Raw genomic sequence first — 20,588 nt, forward strand, 5'->3', positions numbered from 1 at the left:
CCTGAGGGGGGGCTCAGCCGAAGTGGAGGACGTAGACGAGCAGCACGGCCGAGCAGAACAACGGATAGTAGACGCGGGAGACGCGCGCGAGCCGGTTCCAGGCCCGGATGTTGTCGTGTTCCTGGAGCCATGCTCCGGCCAGGGAGATGAACACGCAGGTGCCGACCAGGAACATGAAGGCGTAGTAGGCCCACTCCAGGGCCACCGAGTAGCCGATGTCCGGCAGGGATCCGGTCACGTTGGTGAGCAGGACGGCCGCGCTGAGCATGGCGGTCACCTCCAGGGAGACGCGGGTACTGGTGTAGCGGGGATCGCGGGGGAAGAAGAGCGTGGCGTAGGTGACGGCGACGCTGAGCAGCAGCGGCAGGAGGTTCTTGACCAGGAACGGACCGACGTCGCGGTCCACGGTGACGTCGGCGACGTACTGGGCGAAGTGGACACCGGTCTGCCCCCGGGTGAGGTCGGGGTCGCCGAGACGGGCGGTCGAGCCGACGGCCGCCGTGTACAGGGCGAGATCGTGCACGGCCCAATTCGGCAGTCCGTCGATGGAGTCCTCCACGTTCCGGCCGCTGCGCAGTGCCTCTGCCCGGTCCTGCGTGACGAGGGGGCGGTCGACGACATAGACGACACGGGACGAGGGGTGCGTTCGGTTCTGGACGACGATCGCGAGGTGCTGTCGGTCGAACGGGAAGCGATGGAAGTCGAGTGGGGCGCTGAACGTGGTGACGATCTGGTAGAGGCGGTACTTGACGCCGTCCTTGACCGACTGGCGCACAGGTTCGGGAAGCGTGAACCTGTCGTCGGCGAGGTTGGCGAAGTCGACGGCCGAGGCGTCGTCGCTGCCGGTGTAGCGCAGCCAGAGGAAGAAGTCGGCCTTGAAGGTGCCTTCACGGGTGTCCAGGGCGCTGATCCGGTTGACGTTGATGCCGGTGTGAACGACCTGCTGGCGGGCGAGCACCTTGTCCCGGTAGCGCACGGCGTTGCCCGCGGCCAGTTCCTCGTCGACGTCGAGCCCCTCCGCGGGCCTGTACTCGGTCAGCTGGACGGGAGCGGAGACGACCCTGCCCTCCCGCACGAGACCGAGAGTGACCGGCTGGTGCAGGGACCGAGTGGCATCGAAGTAGACCCGTCCGTACAGGCCCGGGATGCTGCGCTCCGGGGTGTTCAGGGCGGCCAGGGCCTCGCGTACGGCCGTATGCTGCCGGGCTGTGACGCGGCCGTGGGGTGCCTCGGCGGCGCGCAGGGCGTGCACGGCGAGGTCGGCGGCCGTCTGCCCGGACATGGCCTTCCAGGAGGGAGGAACGCCGTAGTGGTCGCGGTAGTCGGCCGCCCACTGCAGCCCCTCACCGCTCAGGCTGTCGGCCAGCTGCGGAGAGGCCGTGTAGAAACGGCCGGTCATCGAGCCGGGCTTGGCCCGTTCCTGGGACGAGCCGGCCAGCGCCGAGGCGAAGCGGTCGTTGGACAGGTCGTCACCGCCGATGACCACGTTGGTCACGCCGTGCGAGCGCAGGTACGTCAGGGTGTCCAGCGCCGGATCCTCGGGCATGGCCAGGATCACCGGCCCCTTGGCCTCGTCCAGGCGCACGGCCTTCAGCGCCTCCTCCAGTTGCCCGGAGGAACGAGGGCCGACGACACCGTCGAGGGAAACCGACCGGTGGACCCGTCCCCCCGTCGCGAACGCTTGGCCGAAACCGTCCGCGAGCGACCGACCGTAGGCGGTGGCGGAGTGCAGCACCGTGGCGCTGCGCGCCCCGAGCACCTCATGGGCGTACGCGGCCATGAAGCCACCCTGGTACGAGTTGGTGTAGGTGGCGCGGAAGCACCAGGGACTGGCGGTGATGCCGTCGGCCGTGGCGGTCGGAGTGATGAAGGGGAGGTGCGCGGCGGTGTAGACGGGCGCCGCCGACATGGCCGTCGGACTGGTGGTGTTGCCGATGACCAGCGCCACCCGTTCGTCGCGGACGACGCGTTCGGCCGCGCGCCGTGCCGCCTGCGGGTCGGCGCGGTCGTCGTAGAGCAGCAGACGCACCGGGTGGCCCCGCACACCTCCGGTGCGGTTGATCCGGTCGAGGTGGAAGCGGACCCCGCGGGTGATCTCCTTGCCGCGCGGGGCGCCGGGGCCGGTGTGGCTGGTCACCAGGGCCAGGTACACGGGTGCCGGGGACGGGCGCAGCAGAGGGGGCAGGACCGCCGTCACCGCGACGACGACCGCCAGGACGAGGACAGCGAGAACACGGCGCCTGACGGGCGGGCCCCAGTGCGGGCGGAGCCCGGCCGCGGTGGCCCCGGTGGGTGACAGGCCGTACCCGGGTGCCGTCTTCGCGGCACGGCTCGGACCCTCATCGGGTCCGCCGGTCTGATCCTCGTCCGTCACCTGGTTGCTCCCTTCGGTGGCGTCATGGCGCACGGGCGGCCCGCACCGGACAGCCCGTCCCCGTCGGCGAGGGCTGTCCGGTGCGGTCGCTCCGTCTCAGGCGGACTCGGTCAGGTCCGTCTCGTTGCGGAAGAGGGACAGCTTCGCGTCCTGGGCGACGAAGTACTTGTCGACCTTGTACGCGATGGTCGCGAAGTCGAGTCGGCCGTCTCCGTTGAAGTCCCCCACCGCGATGCGCGCGGTGGAGTCGGAGGACACCCGCCACTTGGCGAAGACGCCGGCCCGGATGTCGAGCGCCTTGTAGTAGAAGACGCCCTGCCAGGGCCACGGCCCGCGCAGGGCGACGAGGAACTCGTCGTCACCGTCGTTGTCGAAGTCCGCGCAGACGATCTGGTGTCCGGGCCCCTCACCGAGTTCGTTCGGGTCGCCGAACACGTCGAGAACGACGCGGCGCCAGGTCGCCTCGTGGACCGGGGTGCCCGGCTCCTCCTTGACGTACACGGCGACCGTGTTGCCGTGGAACGGCTCCGTGGCCGCCACATAGGCGTGCGGGTCGTCGCCGATACGGCCGGCACCCACGTCCCCGCTGCCCTTGAAGCCGGTCTGCTCGTACTGGGAGTGCTCACCGGAGCCGATGTGGGTGGTGGTGAACCGGCCCTCGCGCTCGTCGTAGTGCAGCCAGTTCACCCCCTCCTCCGAAGCGAGGAGGATGGAGTCCAGGTGCTCGCAGCCGGGCAGCGGGTTCTGCCGCTTCTCCGCGCCGTGGATCATGCGGAAGTGGCTGTCGTCCACGACGCGCTTCTCCCACGGCTTGCGGACGTCGTTGTTGGGGCTGAACAACACGACCGGGATGAGGCCGTGGACGTGCTTGGGCCCCACGCACGGGACACCCATGATCTCGGGTTTGCGGGTCTGGGTGAAGTGGCCGACGCGCAGGCGGTGCATGCCCGTCTCACGGCCGACGTAGTGACGCTCCCAGCGCACGTCGGCGTCGGATTTCCCGGTGTTCTCGATCCAGTCGATCTTGCCGCCGTCGAGGTCCGGGTCGTCGATGCGGCCTCCGGAGCCATAGAGCTCATAGCAGACGACGATGTCGGGATGGCCGTTGCCGGAGATGTCGGCGCAGTGGGCACCGATGGGCATGTGGAAGCCGTCGGCCACCAGCTGCCGCTGCCATCCGGGATTGCGGTACCAGTAGATCTCCCCGAGGGACAGGCCGTAGCCGAACAGGTCGGGACGGGTGTCCCCGTCGATGTCGGGTGCCTCCACCCAGTAGCCGTCGTTGAGCTGGTCGGCCACAACCTCGCGGGTGAAGCGGGGGGTGCGGATGTTCAGGGGCGTGTCTGCCGCCATGGGGTCGCCTTCCGTCGGTGGTGGGGCGGGTCAGCCCAGGGCCTGCGTGAGGTAGGCGTGAGCCGTCTGGGCGTGGTAGAGCGGCGGGTGACCGCCGCTCGGATCCTGCTCGGCCTCCACGACCAGCCAGCCGCGGTAGGCGTCACCCGGGCGCAGTGCCTTGAGGAGGGTGTCGAAGTCGATGTCGCCGTCGGTGTCGCCGGGGACGGTGAAGATGCCCGACTCGATGTACTCGCGGAAGCTGCCGGCGGCCAGGGTCCGGTCGGCGCGCACGCTGCTGCGGACGTTCTTCAGGTGCACGTGGGCGATGCGGTCGCGGTGGCGCTCGATGATGCCGGTCACGTCGGCACCCGCCCAGGTGAGGTGGCCGGTGTCCAGCAGCAGGCTGACCCGCTTCGGATCGGTGTGCGCCATGAGCCGGTCGACGTCCTCCTCGGTCTGCACGCCGGTGCCCATGTGCGGGTGGTAGGCCAGGGTGAAGCCCTGGCCGGCGGTGATCTTCCCGATCTCGTTCAGGCCGCGGCACAGGTCGTCCCACTGCGCGTCGGTGAACTCGGGCTTGTTGCTGCGCAGGCTCAGCGACTGGAGGTGGACGGAGTGCCCGAACTCGGCGACGCCGATCGTGGTGGTCTTCACCGGCGGGTCACCAGCGTTGAACTCCTTCAGGAACTCCAGCACCCTCAGCAGGTCGGAGGCGGTGCGTTCGGCGCCGTCGGGCACGGTGAAGAACGTGCTCACCCAGGGTTCGCTCACGCTGAGGTCACGCAGGTGCATGGCGGCGATGAGCGCGTCGACGTCAGTGGTGAAGTTGTGGCCGATGCTGCATCCGTCGAAGCCCGCGAGCGCGATCTCGCTGAGGCACTGCTCCATCGGGATGTCGTGCCCGATCAGCGGGAAGTCGTCGTTGGTCCAGCACGTGGGCGTGATGCCCAGGTGGACGCCGTCCGGGCGGGGGGCGGTGTGTTCCCTCATGTGGCGGTCCCGCATTTCTGGTCGGAGGAGGGCGGTCAGTGACCGGGGTGGCCGCTGATGATGGTCTTGGCCGCGTGCACGGCCATGGCGACGCTGGTGAGAGTGGGGTTGGAGGCGTTGCCGAAGGGGTGCAGGCCGTTGCCGCCGAGGTAGAGGTTGTCGATGTTCCACACCTTGGAGTACTCGTCGACCACGCTGTCCAGCTCGCTGGTGCCCATCCGGGTGGTGCCGGCGATGTGCAGGGGCAGGCCGGGGGTGAGGAAGACCGGTTCCGAGCCGGGCATGAACCCGCCGAGCGCGGTGGCGGTGCGCAGCATGTGCTCGTTCATGCGGTCGGTCGCCTTCCGTTCGGCCTCGTCGAGGCGGAAGTGGAAGGTGGGCTGCGGCAGGTCGAAGGTGTCGCGGATCTTGCGGGAGAAGGTGAGCTTGTTCTCCGGACGGGGTCGGGAGATGCCGAACCAGCGCAGGTCCACGATGAGGCGGGGGTCGACGTTGGGCGGCACGGCGCCGTAGGTGAAGGCGTCGCGGTGGATCTGGCAGTGCCAGGGCCGCTCCTCGGTCACCAGCAGCGCCAGGTTCGGATCGCGCTCGCCGGGCGGGAAGGGCACCGGGTCGGCGGTCTTGTCGCCGCCGTGGAGCCGCTTGAGCTGGGCGGCGCGGTAGTCGGCGACACGGTCCGCGGCGGCCGCGGACCGCTTGTCCTCGTCCTGGTCGGTGCCGCACGTCTCGCGCAGGACGGTCTCGATGCCGTCCATGTGATCCTGCTGGAGCACCACCTGGCAGAACGACATGGGCTGCTCGGTCAGGTACCGCCCCAGTGCGGGCAGTGTGACCCCGGAGTTGAACAGCAACTGCGGTGTCGGTACGGCACCGCACGCGACGATGTAGTTGCGGGCACGCAGGTGGATGTCCTGGCGGAGGTCGCGCAGGTTGCGTACGACGGCGTACTCGACCTTCTGGCGCCGGCCCGCACCGGTGATCTCCAGCCGCAGGCACTGGTGCTCCGCCAGCAGCGTGAACGAGCCGGCCGAGGGCCGGTGCTGCGGTTCGGCGAGGTCACCGAGGACCGTGTCGGACGCGGCCCACTCGACGGCGGACGTCCGCTCGGCGTCGACGCGTTCGCGCACCGCGAGCGGCAGTTCGGTCACGTCGTCGTACTCCTGCCCCGACCGCTGCAACAGCCGCTTGACCAGCAGGTGCCGGGCGGAGGAGGCGAAGACCGACGTGCGCCGGTCGAGCAGCGCCTCCGCCTCGTCGTACAGCTCGTCCATCTTCTTGTCGTCGATGGGGTATTCCTCGTCACCGTTGCGCCGTTCGACCTGGGCGTGGAAGCGGGGCACCGCACATGTCCAGTGCGTCGCCATTCCGCCCACCGCGTACGTGGCCGCCGCGGCGGGGAGGTTGAGGTGCTTCTTCTGCTCCGGGTTCTGGTTGCGCATCGAGAAGCCGGCGTACTTGTCCGGATCGTAGGAGAACGCCGAGGGGTCCAGGGTGAGGACCGGCTCCTTGTTGGTCGCCGTCGACAGGGGCAGCAGGTGGCCCTTGATGACGGAGACGAACAGGTCGATGTTCTTCTGGTACAGGTAGCTGTTCTTGAGGTGCTCGCCGTAACGGCGGGACAACTGCGCGCCGGCGTCGATCATCAGCACGTGCTGGCCCGCGTCGACGAGTTTGCGGGCGAAGGTGCAGCCGACCGGGCCGCTGCCGATGATGAGGGCGTCGTACTCGGTGTTGAGCACGTCGTTGTCGGTCATGGGAGTCCTTTCGCGGACGGGTGGGAGGGGAGGCGGCGGTCGGGCGGGAGGGGTCAACTGCCCGGCCTGCGGCCTGGACCGTCGGCGTCGACACGTACGCCCGAGTGGGCTGACCGGCCGTCGACGGAGGTGATGTCGCTGGAGCCGCTGAGCCACAGCGCGGAGTTGACGAGGCCGACCATGCTGAACGCCTGGGGGGTGTTGCCGAGGTGGCGGCCCGTGGCGGGGTCGTACTCCTCACTGAGCAGGCCCACGTCGTTGCGCAGGTCCAGCAGCCGCTCGAACAGCTCCAGGGCCTCACGACCGCGGCCCGTGCCGTGCAGGGCGTCGGCCAGCCAGAAGGTGCAGACCAGGAAGGTGGCCTCGGAGCCCGGCAGGCCGTCCACGCCGCCGTCGGCCTCGGGCCGGTAGCGCAGCAGGAAGCCGTCCTCGCTCAGTTCGCGCCGGACGGCGTCGACGGTGCCCCGCACGCGTGGGTCGTCCCAGGGCAGGAAGCCGACTCGGGGCAGCAGCAACAGGGCCGCGTCCACGCCCTTCGATCCGTAGAACTGAGTGAACGTGTTGCGTTCGGCGTCGTAGCCCTGCGCACAGATCTCGGCGTGCAGGCGGTCGCGCAGGTCCTCCCAGCGGTCGAGGGGGCCCCAGCGACCGTGGTGCAGCACCGAGCGCACCGCCCGGTCGAGGCCGGTCCACGCCATCACCTTGGAGTGCACGAAGTGGCGTGAGTCACCGCGGACTTCCCACAGGCTGGCGTCCGGCTCACGCCAGTTGCCCTCCAGGAAGTCCAGCAGCGCGGTCTGGACGTTCCACGCGGCGTCGCTCGCGGGCAGCCCCGCCTCGCGGGCCACGTAGAAGCATTCCAGGACCTCACCCCAGACATCCAGCTGGAACTGTCCGGCGGCCGCGTTGCCGACCAGGACGGGGCGCGAGTTCTCGTACCCGTTCAGCCAGTCCAGTTCGTACTCGGGCAGCCGCCAGGTCCCGTCCAGCCCATACATGATCTGCAAATCGGCGGGGTTGCCGGCGACCGCCCGCAGCAGCCATTCGCGCCAGGCCGAGGCTTCTTCCAGATAGCCGGTGCCGATCAGCGCCTGAAGGGTGAAGGTGGCGTCACGGAGCCAGCAGAAGCGGTAGTCCCAGTTGCGGGGACCGCCGATCTGCTCGGGCAGCGCGGTGGTGGCGGCCGCGAGGATGCCTCCGGTGGGCTGGTAGGTCAGACCCTTGAGGGTGAGCAGGGAGCGTCGAACCGCGTCGTTCCACCGCCCCTGATAGGTGCAGCGGCTCATCCAGCTGCGCCAGAACCGCTCGGTGTCCGCCACGGCTGGCCCGGCCTCGACGGGCTTGGGACGACTGGCCAGATGGGAGGCCCTGTGGGTGAGGACGAACGGCACCTGCTGGCCGGCCTCGACGGTGAACTCCGCCCGCGTCGACATGTTCTCGCCGTACACCTTCACCGGCGTGTGCAGCCAGAACGCGTCGGGGCCTGCCACGGCTCGCAGACCGCCGCCGGTGTGGGTGACCCATGGGATGATCCGCCCGTAATCGGGGCGCAGTCGAAGGTCCATCCGCATGGTGACGCGGCCGCTCAGACCCTCCACGATCCGCACGATGTCCGCTGCCTCGCCGCGCAGGGGCATGCAGTCGACGACACGGACACTGCCGTCGGCGGTGTGCCACTCGCTCTCCAGGATCAGGGTGTCCTCGCGGTAGCGGCGACGCGTCGCGGGCCCGGCGCCCGCCGGCGCCAGCAGCCAACGGCCGGCACTGTCGTCGTGCAACAGCGCGGCGAAGCACGCGGGTGAGTCGAAACGGGGCAGACAGAGCCAGTCGATCGATCCGTCTCGGCCCACCAGCGCACCGGAGTGCAGGTCACCGATGAAGGCGTAGTCCTCGATGGCACCGGCCATTGCGTCACTCCCTCGCCCGATGTGGGCACACCGTTGCGCCCGGACCGCGTCTGGCGAACGGTCCGGACCGGCATGCACCACTACCGGAATAGGCGCACCGCGCCCAGGTGGGCTTCCGGCCCGACGAGTATCTGCGGGCACCCCGGACACCGGGTCGGCACGTCACACGGATGGATGTCGCCCGGCATGCGCACGACGGTGCGCTTGCGGGCAGCCGCCGACCAGATGCGCTCTCAGCTTCGGCGTGCCGAGGCGGAGCGCGGTGGGCGGGCCGTTCTGCGGAGCACGAGCCCTTCCGTCCTCAACCCTCACGGCGGGGTCTTGGGACGCGGCAGCAGTCTGACGTGTCCGGCTGAGCGGCACTTCCAAATTCGCACGGTTCATGCACACACGCCAGTTGGCATATGTAGCCGGCATGACGTGCGTGGAAGATTGCCTCTTGAACTGCTAAAACGATGGGTGTGGAGGGGAGGCAGGCCCTGCAAATATGCGAAAGGCAAATTTTCAATCATCGGCGCATCGGCTCGCGGTGTCCCCAGGCCCGTACGTCACGGGACCAGTCGACCCAGGCCGCACCGAGCCCGTTACCGCCCACCGCCGCGCGCCCCACCCTCGCTACGCGTCGCTCCAGTTCACCGTGGCTGCACGGGCGATGAGCCGGAGGTCCGAGCGGTCTGCGCATCGGAGCAGTGTTCCGGTCCGCTCGCGTCAGAGCGGTGTTCACCGACCTCACTGCCGCCGGGGGGAGTGTGCTGCGTGCTCCACCCCGAGAGCGACACCTCGCACCGTCGCCGGCTGAACGGTCTGCCTCTCCAGGAGCCGGTTCCCGGCCCTCGTTTCGCGAGCTACCGCGACCTCGTGGCGACTTGGCCCGGTGGAGACCGGTGACGACGCCGGGGGCAACGGTCGGAGGGCCGCCCGGCCGCGGCTTCGACCCACTCGGTGGCCTGTGGGGGGTGGACCGGTTCCCGGGCACGTGAAGGGGCTTGTCGGAACGTCGCGATGGCGGTGGCGGGCCGCGGTTCAGCGCGCCCAGGAGATCCGACCCGTGCCCGTAGCAGACAGCGATGGCCTGCCGCCGTATCGCCGGGCCGCCGTACCACCGGGCCGCTGGAGCCCGTCGCCGGACGGCCGCGGCCGTAGCGCGAGCCGGGAACTCGGCCGTGCCGTCCAAGGCGCCTCGCTCGCCCGGGAGTTGCGGCAGGTGCTCGGTCACCCAGGTGAAGTGACGTGCTCGGTCACCAAGGTGAAGTGACGTGCTCGGTCACCAAGGTGAAGCGGCGTGCTCGGTCACCCACGTGAAGCGGCGCTGCCGAGGTGGGCCGTCCCCGGCACCGGTTCGCCGGAGTGAGACCGGCCGCCGGTCGTGGGCTTGCCGGATCACTCGCAGGCCCGAGCGTTCACGGTGGGGCGCGTGTCAGCGCTGTCCGTACCCAGGCCGGCGAGCAGGCGCAAGCCGTCCTCGGCGGGGCTGCCGGGCGCCGCGGACAGCACCAGCAGTTCCCTGCCCGACTCATCCGGCAGGGCGAAGTTCTCCTGGTGCAGTTCCAGCAGTCCGACCAGCGGGTGCCGGTACGCCTTGCGTCCATGCCCGCGGGCGCGCACGTCCGCACGGGCCCAGAGACGCCGAAAGCGTTCGCTGCCCATCGCCAACTCGCCGATGAGCGAGGCCAGGCGGGGGTCCTCGGGGTACTTGCCGGCGGCCAGGCGCAGGTGCCCGACCACGTCGAGGGTGCAGGTCTCCCAGTCCGCGTACAGGCCGCGCTCGGTCTCCTCCAGGAAGATGTGCCGGGCGGTGTTCAGGCCCGGCACCGGCCGGCCGTAGAGGAGTCCGGCGAGGCGGTTTCCGGCGATCACGTCCAGACGGTGGTCCATGATCAGTGCGGGTGCGTCGACGACCAGGTCGAGAACGCGCAGCAACTCCGGCCGGACCCGCCCGCCGGGTGCCTTCGCACGGCGGCGGCGCTGCCGGGCGAGCCGGTGGAGATGCCCGCGTTCGATCTCGTCCAGGCCGAGGACGCGGGCGAGCGCGTCGAGGACCTGTTCGGAGGGCTGGGTCGCGCGGCCCTGCTCCAGACGTACGTAGTAGTCGACGCTGACTCCGGACAGGTGCGCGACCTCTTCGCGGCGCAGCCCCTCCACCCGGCGGCGGCTGTCGGTGGGGATGCCGACGGCCGCCGGGTCGACCCGGGAACGCCGGGTCCGCAGGAACCCCGCGAGATCGTCCATGCCCCCAGTATGGCCTCGGTGCCGCCCGCGAAGGTGGTCCTGTCATTACCAGGAAGTCCCGTCCGACGGAAGTGAAGCCCCTGAACACCGGGCGCCGCGACGCCCAGGATCGAAGGCATCCGATCCGAAGGAGTTCCCGTGAAGACGCTGATCGTCCACGCCCACCCGGAGCCGAGGTCGCTGAACGGCTCGCTGAAGGACCTCGCGGTGTCCACGTTGGAGAACGCCGGGCACGAGGTGCAGGTGAGTGATCTGTACGCGATGAAATGGAAGGCGGTTGTGGACGCCGCGGACTACGGCCCGCACGCCTCGAGTCCCCTGAAGGTCGCCCGGGACTCGGGCAGGGCCTTCGACGCCGGCACGCTCACCCCGGACGTCCGCGCCGAGCAGGCGAAGCTGCTGTGGGCCGACACGATCATCTTCCAGTTCCCGCTGTGGTGGTACACGATGCCCGCGATCCTCAAAGGCTGGGTGGACCGGGTGTTCACGTACCACTTCGCGTACGGCGTCGGCGAGCACAGCGACACCAAGTACGGCGAGCGCTTCGGCGAGGGCACCCTCGCGGGCAGGAAGGCCCTGCTGTCGGTGACCGTGGGCGGACCGGAGCCGCACTACGCGGCTCGCGGGATCAACGGCCCCATCGACGACCTGCTGTTCCCGATCCACCACGGCATCCTGTACTACCCGGGCATCGAGGCGCTGCCTCCGTTCGTGCTGTACGGCAGCGACCGGGTGACCCGCGAGGACTATCCGGACGTCGCCAAGGCGTGGGAGCAGCGCCTGCTCACCCTGGAGTCGACCGAACCGATCGCGTTCCGGCGGCAGAACGCCGGTGACTACGAGATCCCCTCGCTGCACCTGAAGGAGGGACTGGAGCCCGCCGGGCGCACGGGTTTCGGGCTGCACGTGCGCGACTGACCGCCGTCCGCCCGGCGATGGACGAGGCGAGCTGAAAGACACGCCCCAGAGAAGCAGCTGGCGGCCGTGGCAGCGGCCGGTTCCCGCGAGGGATCCGATCGCGGCCAAGTGCGCCGGCCAGCTCCCACGGCGGCCCGACCGCGGCAAGGTGCGTCCGGCGGCTCCCCATAGCGGGCTCGAAGGCCGGGGCCAGGCGTGGCAGTCGGCTCAGACGGTCGACCCGAACGCGGCCAGGCGCGGCGGTCGGCTCCCACGGCGGCCGAACGCGGCAGGGTGCGTCCGGCGGCTCCCACGGTGGGCCCGAACGCCGGGGCCAGGTGCGGCAGTCGGCTCCCCGCGGTGGAACCCGACCACTGGCACCTGGCCGCGGTCCCGCAACCCGGTCCGGGCGCGGGACCGCGGGCTGCGGTCCGGTCACGGCTGGCTGGGCCGGGTCGGGGGAAGTGCGCGCCGACGATTGATTACGGGTGTCACGCCTTCTGCGGCGCGGGGAGGGGGAGTTCGCCCGAGCCCCGGACGATCAGCCGGGTGGGAACGGTGATGGTGCGGGCGCGGGTGCGGTCTCCGTCGAGTCGGGTCAGGGCGGTGGTGGCCGCCGTCCTGCCGAGTTCTTCCGCGTCCTGGGCGACGACGGTCAGGGCCGGTTCGAGCGCCTCGGCGAGCGCCACCTCGTCGAAGGCGACGACGGCGACGTCCTTGCGCCTGCTGCGGGCCAGTTCGGCGACTATGCCCAGCGCCATGATGTTGTTGCCGGCGAACAGGGCGGTGGGGGGATCGGCCAGGCCGAGGAGCCCGGTGGTCGCGGTCTCGGCGCCCTGCTGGTCGTGGGCGTTGGTGACGAGTGAGCGGTCGTAGGGGATGTCCGCTTCGCTCAGCGCCGAGCGGTAGCCGGCCAGACGTTCGCGCCGGGTGTACAGCTTCGGCGGCAGGTCGCCGACGAAGCCGATGCGCCGGTGTCCGTGGGCGATGAGGTGGGCGACGCCGTCGTGGGCTCCGGCACGGTTGGAACTGACGATGCTGTCCGTGGCGAGACCGACTCCGGGTCGGTCGAGGAAGATCACGGGCAGTCCCGCCGTGCGGTGCGACTTGAGGTGCGAGTGGTCGGCGCCGACGGACGGAACGACCATCAGGATGCTGACGCGTCGGGCGAGGAACTTGTCCGTCAGGGCGCGTTCGCGCGCGGGGTCGTCCGCTGAGGAGCCCATGAGCAGCGTCAGACCGCGTTCGCGGACGGTGTCCTCGATGGCGCGGGCGACGGCTCCGAAGAAGGGGTTGGCGAGGTCGGGGATGACCAGGCCGATGGTGGTGTCCGGGCCGCCGACGCGGATGTTGCGGGCCATGAGGTTCGGCTGGAAGCCGAGCTTGGCCACTGCGGCGAGAACCTGTTCCCTGGTCTGCGCGGAGGCGGGTCCGTCCTCGTTGAGGACTCGGGAGACCGTCTTGGCGCTGACGCCGACTTCTCGGGCGACGTCGGCCAGGGTGGGGCGGCGGTGCGCTGCCATGGAGGAAACCGTCTCCTGAGGGCGCTCGGGTTCCGGCCGCGGCCTCGGCCGGAAACCGCGAGAGCGGGGTTGTGCTGTCAAGTGGCCTGGACTCCGGCGGCCTTCGCGGCCTCCGAGTCCGCTACGACAGTATCTCCGGCCTCGTCGATGCTGAGCGCGCCGGTCATGATGGCCACGACCTCCGCCATGGAGTAGTCGGAGGGCTTGATCAGGGCGGCACGCCTGCCCAGCCGGTGGACGTGGATCCGGTCGGCGATCTCGAAGACGTGGGGCATGTTGTGACTGATCAGGACGACCGGCATGCCCTTGTCGCGGACGCGGCGGATGAGGTCCAGGACCTGGCCCGACTCCTTGACGCCGAGGGCGGCGGTGGGTTCGTCCATGACGACCACGCTGCGGGCCCAGGCGACGGAACGGGCGACCGCGACGGCCTGCCGCTGTCCGCCGGAGAGCGTCTCCACCGACTGGGTCAGCGAGCGCAGGCCGATCTTCAGGTCGGCCATGTGCTCGGCGGCCTCCTGACGCATCCGCTTCTTGTCCAGCATGCGGAAGGCGCTGCCGAGGATGCCGGGGCGACGCAGCTCGCGGCCGAGGAACATGTTCGAGGCGATGTCCATGGAGGCGGCCACGGCGAGGTCCTGGTAGACCGTCTCGATGCCGTGGGCGCGCGCGCTCTGCGGACCCGAGAAGGTGAGGGGTTCGCCGTTGAGGCGTATCTCGCCCGCGTCGGGGACCACCGCGCCGGTGAGGGCCTTGATCAGGCTGGTCTTGCCGGCGCCGTTGTCGCCGATGACGGCGAGGACCTCACCGGGCAGCAGGTCGAAGTCGGCGCCGTCGATCGCGGTGACCTGGCCGTACCGCTTGACCAGGCCGCGGGCCTGCAGAACGGGCGGGAGGGCGCTGGTGTCGGTCATCGGGCCTTCCTCCGGGAGATCTGGTCGACGGTGACCGCGAGGATCACCAGGACGCCGGTGATCAGGGTCTGGTAGATGGACGCGACGCCCATCAGCTGGAGGCCGTTGCGGAACACCCCGACGATGAGGACGCCGATGAAGGTGCCCAGGACCGAGCCGCGCCCGCCGAAGAGGCTGGTGCCGCCGAGGACCACGGCGGTGATGCTGTCGAGGTTGTCGGTCTGTCCGGCCTGCGGGTCGCCGACTCCGGTGCGGGAGATGAGCAGCACGGCGGCGATGCCGTACAGCAGGCCGGCCACCGTGTAGATGCCGATGGTCAGGCGGGAGGTGCGGATGCCGTTGAGCCGGGCGGCCTCGGCGCTGTTGCCCAGGGCGTAGACGTGCCGGCCCCAGCCGGTGCTGCTGAGCGCGTAGGCGAGGAGGAGGAAGAGGGCGATGGTGACCAGCGAGCCGTAGGTGATGTCCGTGTGGCCGAGCGGGAACGTCTGCCCGAGGGCCGTCAGCGGGCCGGGCAGGCTGGTGACCGTCTGCTCCTCCGAGTAGATGTGGGTCAGCGCGAACGCCACGTTGAGCATGCCGAGGGTCACGATGAACGGCGGCAGCGGGATCTTCTGCACCAACAGGCCGTTGAGCAGACCGAAACCACCGCAGACGGCCAGACCCAGCGCGATCGCGACGAGCGGGGGTAGCGAGCCCTCGGCCGCCGTCTTGGCGATCACGATGCTGCCGAACGCCATGACCGCCCCGCACGACAGGTCGATGCCCGCCGTGAGGATGATCAGGGTCTGCCCGATGGCGAGGGTGCCCACGACCATGACCTGCTGCACGATCAGCGAGAAGTTCCCGCCGGTCAGGAACTGTTCGGACGAGAAGGAGAAGAAGGCGCAGGCCAGGAGGAGGGCGGCCAGCGGGCCCGTGGTCGGCGCCGTCAGCAGTCTGCGGGCCGTGCTGGGTGCTTTCAGCTCGGCGTACGGCGTGGTCGTGGCTGTCATGCGGAATCCTTGTCGGAAGACAGATGTCCTTGTCGGAGAACGAGGGCACGAGCCCCGTCACCGGGACAAGGGGGCGGTCGTCCCCGGCCGGGGAGGCGGGCCGACCGCCCGCTGACGGGAGTGGCGGTTCGTACGGTGTGCCGTACGGTCCCGGGGCGCGGCTCAGCCCCAGCAGTTGTCCAGGCCGTAGGCGGTGTCCTTCGACGTGACCCCGTCCTGGGCCTTGTCGGTGATCAGCGTGACGCCGGTGTCGGTGTAGCCGGACGCCTTCTTGCCGTCCTTGGCGTACGACACGACGGCCTTGACACCCTCGGCGGCCATCTTCAGCGGGTACTGCTGCGAAGTGGCGGCGATCTTGCCGTCCTTGACGGCCTGGGTGCCGGTGCAGCCGCCGTCGACGGAGACGATCAGTACGTCCTTCTCCCGGCCCTTGGCCTTCAGCGCGGTGTACGCGCCCAGGGCCGCCGGTTCGTTGATGGTGTAGACGACGTTGATGTCGGGCGCCTTCTGCAGGCAGTTCTCCATCGCGGTCTGACCCTTGGCCTGGTCGCCGCCGGTGTCCTGGGCGCACACGACGTCCTTGTCGGTGGCGCCGAAGCCCTTGAGGAAGCCGTTGTGGCGCTGGACGCCGACGGAGACGCCCGGGGCGAGGTCGAGGGCGGCTATCTTCGCCGTCCTGCCCTTCATGGCGGCCTTGGCGTACTCGCCGATCAGCTGGCCGGCCTTGAGGTTGTCCGTGGCGAAGAGGGCGTCGACCGCGCTCTCCGGGTCGGTCGGGGTGTCCAGGGCGATGACCACGACACCCTTGGCGCGGGCCTTCTCGAGCGCGGGCACGATCGCCTTGGAGTCGCTGGGGGTGATCAGGATGCCCTTCACCCCGGCGGCGACCATGTTCTCGACGGCGGTGACCTGGCCGGCGTTGTCCCCGTCGAACTTCCCGGCCGCGGTGGACAGTTCGGCGCCGTTCTCCTTGGCCGCCCGCTCCGCGCCCTCCTTCATCTTCACGAAGAACGGGTTGGTGTCGGTTTTGGTGATCAGGCCGACCTTGACACCGCCCGAGCCGGAGCCCGAGCCGGTGGAACCGGAGCCGGAACCGCAGGCCGTCAGGGTGAGGGCCGCGACGCCCGTGACCGCGGCGGCTCTGAGGAGGGAGGAGGACAGACGAGTGGTGCGAGACATGAACGACTCCTGTGGGATAGCGAGCGGCAGGGGTGGTGAGCGGAGCACGCCGCCCGGGAGTGTCATCGTTGACTTATGTCATCGTTGACACCGCCTGGCGAGGATGATGGACTCCGCGTCCCGGCAACGTCAATGCCTTCTACCTGTCACGAATCGGCAACGTCCGTGGCGGTCGTCGCCGCGCGGCTGCTCAGCGGCCGTGCCGACGCGGCGGCCCTGCCCGAACTTCCCGAGCCTTTCCGAAGCCTGTCCGAGCCCGTCAGAGCCTTTCCGAAGCCTTTCCGAGGGAGAGCAGCCCATGAGCCCGCGCCAGATCACCGTGTTGGGAGAGTGCGTCGCGGACGCCTTCACCGAACCGGCGAACGCACCGAACGAACTCGCCCTGCGGGTGCTGCCGGGCGGCGGACCTGCCAATACGGCGGTGGCCCTGGCCAGACTCGGTACCTCGGCCCGTTTCCTGGCCCGGCTCTCCGGCGACGTGTTCGGCCGCCTGTTCCGGGCCCACCTGGAAGCATCCGGCGTCGACCTGGCGGACGTCGTGTCCGCCGCCGAGCCCAGCACCCTGGCCGTGGCGGAGCTGGACGCCGCCGGGCAGGCCGCGTTCTCCTTCCACGCGCAGAACACGGCCGACTGGCAGTGGACTTCGGCCGAACTGGCAGGGGTGGATCTCTCCGGGACGGTCTGTGTGCACACCGGGTCGCTGGCGCTGGTCCGTGAGCCCGGCGGGGCGGTGGTGGAGGAGTTCCTGGCGGGAGCGGCCCCGCGGGCCACCATCAGCATCGATCCCAACGTCCGGCCGCTGCTGGTGCACCCCGACGCCTACCGCTCCAGGCTGGCGTCCTGGTGCGGTCTCGCCGACATCCTGCGCCTCAGCGCGGACGACCTGGAACTGTTGCTCCCGGGCACCCCGCCCGAGCAGGCGTGCGACATCTGGCACGCCGCGGGGGTGCGGCTCGTCGTGATCACGCTCGGCGCCGGCGGTGCCCTGGCCTCACTCGACGGCGAACGGCTGCGCGTGCCCGCGGCGGCCACGCGGGTGGTCGACACGGTCGGCGCGGGCGATTCCTTCACGGCCGGCCTGTTGCATCACCTGGGCGCCCGCGGCCTCCTGGGCGGCCGGCTGACCGACCTGGGTCCCGACGACGTCGCGGAAGCCTGCCGGTTCGCCGCGCGGGTCGCGGCGCTGACCTGCTCGGTCGCCGGTCCCAATCCGCCGTGGCAGGACCAGCTGGCACGGCTCACGACCGCCGCCGGCGCCTGACGGACGGGCGGGCGGGCGGACGGGCGGGCCCTTGAGGCGGGCGCTTCCGCCCGAACCGTTGACGCTTGCGCCGCGTCGCGCTCATTATCGGGCCCAGAGGATGTCATCGATGACACAGGTCGACGATGACACCCGAGGGAAGCTGTACGTCGACGCACCCACTCCGGCGCCGTCGACTTCGACAGCACGTTCCCTGGCGTCCAGGCGCTCCGGAACGCCGGGAACGGCAAGGTGAGTTCAGGAGCCTCGTCGACCGGCAGTCCGCCGAGGCCTTCGGCGGCAGCGGCGAGGCCGCGATCACCGACCACATCTTCCCCGGCGCCCCAGCCGGAGAGCGCAGGTCTGCGCCGAGAACGACTCGGTGAGGCCGGACGAGGTCGTCGTCCGGCACCTCGGCTCGGCTCACAACTGACGCGCACCACCGCCACCCATGACTGACAAGGACACGAGAACGTGAAGAAGACCCTGCTCGCCGAGTTCACCGCCCGCGAGGGAACGCGGGACGAGGTCGCCCGCCTGATCGGCGACTACGCCCTGAAAGTGCGTCAGGAGGAAGGCAACATCACCTTCGACGTCTACACCAAGGCGGCCCACCCGCGGTCCTTCTGGATCTTCGAGGTGTACCGGGACGAGGACGCCTTCCAGGCACACCTGAACGCTCCGTACGGCGGCCCGTTCAACGCCGCCCTCGCCCCGCTGATCGAAGAGGACGCCTCCGTACTGACGTTCCTGAGCGCGGTCGCCGTGCGTCCGTAGCTGGCCGCCGGCACGGGCCCCTCTCACCGCCGCGGGAGTCGAGGAGGAGGGAAGCGCCCCGTCCGGCTGCGGACGGGGCATCACGGGGCCGGCTATTACCCACATCGATACTGCGTTCACGGGTCTCACCTCCTCGGGGATGCGCGGACTGCCGAATCGCATCCTCGAACACGGAAGGCGGCCTCCGGCCGGCGGATTCTTCGCCGATATCGACAAACCCCGCTTGCTGGAGGAGTACGCGACCACCTGGGGGCGCGGCGCCGAGGTCGCCCCGGGGGGAGGAACGGAACCCGACCTCCGAGTGGCGACCGGAGGCGGCGCGGGAGCACCGGGGAGCGGATCGGCGCAGGTGGCCGTCGGTTCGTCCGACGACCGGGGAGATAGGCGTGCGGCGGGGCGGAGAGGGCGTCGCCGGACCCGATTGACAAAGCGGAGCGCTGTTCCGGATACTAAACGGAACGTCGCTCCGCTTCGGGTCGATCGCAGCGGGACGTCCACCCGCCATGCCCCTCGCCAATCGCCGGTCGCAGCAGACCGGCGGACGGCAGGTGCCGCCGAAAGGGAACGCACATCGTGAGCACTTCCACCATCACCAGCGCCGACGCCTCGGGGACGCCCGTCCCGGTCCTGTCCTTCAGCCCCGTCGTCCTTCCCGTGCCGGGACGTCCCGTCGACCTCCAGGTGCGCGTCACCGCACCCGCGACCGGAACCGGTCTTGCCGTCATCCTCCTTTCGCACGGTCAAGGCCCCTCGCACCACCTCTCCTCGCTCAACGGCTACGCGCCGCTCGTCGACCTCTGGGCCGCCCAGGGATTCGTCGTCATCCAGCCCACCCACCTCACCTCCAGGACGCTGAGCCACCTGGTCGCGGACGCCCCCGGGGCACCCTTCTTCTGGCGCTCGCGCTCCGAGGACATGTCGCACATCCTCGACCGACTCGACATGATCGAGAAGGCCGTGCCGCTGCTCGCTGGGCGGATCGACCATGCCAAGGTGGCCGTCGCCGGGCACTCGTTCGGCGGCTTCACCTCCAGCCTGCTGCTCGGTGCCCGGGTCACCGATGCCGACGAAGGGGGAGTCGTGAGCCTTCTCGAGCCCCGGATCAAGGCCGGGGTGCTGCTCGCCGCGCCCGGCAGGGGCGACGTCCTCAACGGACCGATGGCTGACGCGCTGCCGGTCTTCCGGACCATCGACTTCTCCACGATGGCCGCACCCGCGCTGGTCGTCGTCGGCGACGAGGACGACTCCCGGCACTTCACGGACATGGGGCCGGACTGGCACGCCGACCCCTACACACTCGCCCCCGGGCCGAAGGCCCTGCTCACCCTGTTCGGCGCGGGCCACGGACTCGGCGGCATCGCCGGATACGACGCCGCCGAGACCACCGACGAGAACCCCGAACGAGTGGCCGTTCTGGCCCGGCTCACCGCGGCCTACCTCCGCACCCGGCTTCAGGCCGGTGCCCCCACGTGGCAGGCCGCGTGCGAGGCACTGACGGCCGACGCCCATCCGATGGGACGAGTCGAGTCCAAGTGAGCCATTCCCCGCCCGGCAGGTCCCACATCGGGACGGTCGACGCGGTCGGCGCACGGGGTCGGCCGGCAGGTTGGTGGCCGACGGCGGTAGGTGTACGGCAGCGGTAGGTGTACGGCGGCGCGACTCGGGCCGGTCGACAACACGTCGGCCTGGAGGCGCGGAGGTCCGGAGGCGTTGGAGCGGGCGGCGTGGCGTGGCGTGTAGGGACGGTGCCGCGTCGGCTGGGCCCGGTCAACTCTCATGCAGGGTGGTATGAGTGGTGCGTACCCTCAGTGGCATCGCCCCCACCTCACGCGGGGGCACGCGACATCGAGGATTGTCTTGTGACTCCGCACTCTCTGGCGTTCTACGTGGACGTCGTCACCGCCGGCGCCGTGCTCGGCGTACGCCCTGGGGACTCGCCCGAGCACGCCACCGAGGTCTTCGGACCGGACTTCGCCGAGAACAGTCACAGCGGCCACACCATGTGCCGTGACTACGGCCTCGTCGAGTTCTACTGGGACCGAGCCCGCGCCGACCACCCGTGGTCGGGTCATCATTTCTCCCTGCAGGTGCACCGGCTCGCGTATCGGGACCGCACCCTCGTCGACGGCGTGCTCCGCGCCCGGTACGGGCGGTTCACGCCCAGGCTGCGATTCGAGAAGCTGCAACGCCTGCTCGTGCGGCGCGGCGTTCCCCTTCGGGAGGTTCCCGAACTCCGGGCGAACGCCCCGTACTTCCGTACGTTCTGGCAGCCGGGTTCCCTCGTGGCCATCTCCGTCATAGGTACCTATGGCGAGTACAGCACGCCGGAACGCCTGAGGGTCGGCGACGTATACAGGATCCATGCCCCGATGACCGCCGAGGAAGTGGAGTGGCGCCGGGCACAAGTCGGGTAGGCCTCCAGTCCGCCCGCCGTACGCCGAGTCGACCCGGGCATCGACTCGGCGAAGTCCGTCGGC

At 70.2% G+C, this 20,588-nt stretch carries 16 protein-coding genes; 6 read left to right on the top strand and 10 right to left on the bottom strand.

The features are described from left to right. Nucleotides 1-13 precede the first annotated feature (13 nt). The 6 genes from ACFYO5_RS22315 to ACFYO5_RS22340 all read right to left on the bottom strand — a co-directional run bounded on the left by ACFYO5_RS22315 (nucleotide 14) and on the right by ACFYO5_RS22340 (nucleotide 10,589). On the bottom strand, nucleotides 14-2,374 hold the full coding sequence (locus ACFYO5_RS22315; protein ID WP_388711209.1) for an ABC transporter substrate-binding protein: 2,361 nt from the start codon (nucleotides 2,372-2,374) through the stop codon (nucleotides 14-16). 96 nt (nucleotides 2,375-2,470) lie between these two features. Continuing rightward, nucleotides 2,471-3,727: a VCBS repeat-containing protein gene (locus ACFYO5_RS22320; protein WP_356570048.1), complete on the bottom strand. Its 1,257-nt coding sequence runs from the start codon at nucleotides 3,725-3,727 to the stop codon at nucleotides 2,471-2,473. A gap of 30 nt (nucleotides 3,728-3,757) precedes the next feature. Then, entirely contained in the window at nucleotides 3,758-4,699 is a 942-nt protein-coding gene (gene iolE / locus ACFYO5_RS22325; RefSeq protein ID WP_388711213.1) for a myo-inosose-2 dehydratase, read from the bottom strand. Nucleotides 4,700-4,734: 35 nt separating this feature from the next. Further along, nucleotides 4,735-6,453, bottom strand: a complete 1,719-nt coding sequence (locus ACFYO5_RS22330; RefSeq protein WP_388711216.1) for a pyranose oxidase — start codon at nucleotides 6,451-6,453, stop codon at nucleotides 4,735-4,737. Between the two features lie 53 nt (nucleotides 6,454-6,506). Then, on the bottom strand, nucleotides 6,507-8,360 hold the full coding sequence (locus ACFYO5_RS22335; RefSeq protein WP_388711219.1) for a glycoside hydrolase family 15 protein: 1,854 nt from the start codon (nucleotides 8,358-8,360) through the stop codon (nucleotides 6,507-6,509). Between the two features lie 1,380 nt (nucleotides 8,361-9,740). After that, the gene (locus ACFYO5_RS22340) at nucleotides 9,741-10,589 is read right to left on the bottom strand and encodes a helix-turn-helix transcriptional regulator (protein ID WP_388711222.1); all 849 of its coding nucleotides are present in this window, start codon (nucleotides 10,587-10,589) and stop codon (nucleotides 9,741-9,743) included. Between the two features lie 138 nt (nucleotides 10,590-10,727). On the opposite strand from ACFYO5_RS22340, the gene ACFYO5_RS22345 reads away from it, so the two are divergent. Further along, nucleotides 10,728-11,507, top strand: coding sequence for an NAD(P)H-dependent oxidoreductase (locus ACFYO5_RS22345; RefSeq protein WP_388711225.1), 780 nt, complete (start codon nucleotides 10,728-10,730; stop codon nucleotides 11,505-11,507). Between the two features lie 470 nt (nucleotides 11,508-11,977). Here ACFYO5_RS22345 and ACFYO5_RS22350 read toward each other — a convergent pair whose 3' ends face one another. The 4 genes from ACFYO5_RS22350 to ACFYO5_RS22365 form a co-directional block, all read right to left on the bottom strand. Further along, complete coding sequence (locus ACFYO5_RS22350) at nucleotides 11,978-13,009, bottom strand: LacI family DNA-binding transcriptional regulator (RefSeq protein ID WP_356570042.1); 1,032 nt, start codon at nucleotides 13,007-13,009, stop codon at nucleotides 11,978-11,980. A gap of 77 nt (nucleotides 13,010-13,086) precedes the next feature. After that, entirely contained in the window at nucleotides 13,087-13,923 is an 837-nt protein-coding gene (locus ACFYO5_RS22355) for an ATP-binding cassette domain-containing protein (protein ID WP_388711229.1), read from the bottom strand. Next, complete coding sequence (locus ACFYO5_RS22360) at nucleotides 13,920-14,915, bottom strand: ABC transporter permease (protein ID WP_356570040.1); 996 nt, start codon at nucleotides 14,913-14,915, stop codon at nucleotides 13,920-13,922. Before ACFYO5_RS22360 ends, ACFYO5_RS22355 begins: the two co-directional genes overlap by 4 nt. A gap of 162 nt (nucleotides 14,916-15,077) precedes the next feature. After that, nucleotides 15,078-16,094: a sugar ABC transporter substrate-binding protein gene (locus ACFYO5_RS22365; RefSeq protein WP_388711234.1), complete on the bottom strand. Its 1,017-nt coding sequence runs from the start codon at nucleotides 16,092-16,094 to the stop codon at nucleotides 15,078-15,080. Nucleotides 16,095-16,392: 298 nt separating this feature from the next. Here ACFYO5_RS22365 and ACFYO5_RS22370 point away from each other — a divergent pair, with 298 nt between their 5' ends. The 5 genes from ACFYO5_RS22370 to ACFYO5_RS22390 all read left to right on the top strand — a co-directional run bounded on the left by ACFYO5_RS22370 (nucleotide 16,393) and on the right by ACFYO5_RS22390 (nucleotide 20,525). Next, nucleotides 16,393-17,355, top strand: coding sequence for a carbohydrate kinase (locus ACFYO5_RS22370; RefSeq protein WP_388711237.1), 963 nt, complete (start codon nucleotides 16,393-16,395; stop codon nucleotides 17,353-17,355). A 125-nt stretch (nucleotides 17,356-17,480) separates the two neighbouring features. After that, nucleotides 17,481-17,720 carry a GH32 C-terminal domain-containing protein gene (locus ACFYO5_RS22375; protein WP_388711240.1) on the top strand — a complete coding sequence of 80 codons (240 nt, stop codon included), beginning with the start codon at nucleotides 17,481-17,483 and terminating at the stop codon, nucleotides 17,718-17,720. Between the two features lie 88 nt (nucleotides 17,721-17,808). Further along, nucleotides 17,809-18,111, top strand: a complete 303-nt coding sequence (locus tag ACFYO5_RS22380) for a putative quinol monooxygenase (RefSeq protein ID WP_388711243.1) — start codon at nucleotides 17,809-17,811, stop codon at nucleotides 18,109-18,111. Between the two features lie 573 nt (nucleotides 18,112-18,684). Further along, nucleotides 18,685-19,647 carry an alpha/beta hydrolase family protein gene (locus tag ACFYO5_RS22385; protein ID WP_388711246.1) on the top strand — a complete coding sequence of 321 codons (963 nt, stop codon included), beginning with the start codon at nucleotides 18,685-18,687 and terminating at the stop codon, nucleotides 19,645-19,647. Nucleotides 19,648-19,970: 323 nt separating this feature from the next. Next, nucleotides 19,971-20,525 carry a hypothetical protein gene (locus ACFYO5_RS22390; RefSeq protein ID WP_388711248.1) on the top strand — a complete coding sequence of 185 codons (555 nt, stop codon included), beginning with the start codon at nucleotides 19,971-19,973 and terminating at the stop codon, nucleotides 20,523-20,525. The last annotated feature ends 63 nt before the right edge of the window (nucleotides 20,526-20,588 follow it).

It is taken from the genome of Streptomyces sp. NPDC006259 (assembly GCF_042870975.1).
GTDB lineage: Bacteria > Actinomycetota > Actinomycetes > Streptomycetales > Streptomycetaceae > Streptomyces.